Origin of the sequence: Escherichia sp. HH26CH, from assembly GCF_009820205.1 — a bacterium.
Taxonomy (GTDB): Bacteria; Pseudomonadota; Gammaproteobacteria; order Enterobacterales; family Enterobacteriaceae; genus Escherichia; species Escherichia coli_F.
Genome location: NZ_VNXM01000056.1, coordinates 1 through 217, shown reverse-complemented (window position 1 = coordinate 217; position 217 = coordinate 1). Strand labels below are relative to the sequence as shown.

Here is a 217-nt window from a genome sequence, read left to right as displayed (position 1 = left end):
TCGCCCTACGGGTCGTTGCCTGCGGCAACGCTCTCTCGCTGGCGCTCGAGTCGAACCTTAGTCGAAGCTTCTCATCCCTCCCTGTATGGGTAGAATATTCAGTTACGGATTCGTTGGAGAATACAGGGGTTTTTGAAAGTGATGGTGGTGGGGGAAGGATTCGAACCTTCGAAGTCGATGACGGCAGATTTACAGTCTGCTCCCTTTGGCCGCTCGG

Annotated in this window: 1 other RNA gene; it reads right to left on the bottom strand. The window is 54.4% G+C overall.

The annotated features are described in order from the left end of the window. Positions 1–96: non-coding RNA, RtT sRNA (locus tag FQ015_RS18330), on the bottom strand; the annotation flags it as partial. Positions 97–217: the final 121 nt, after the last annotated feature.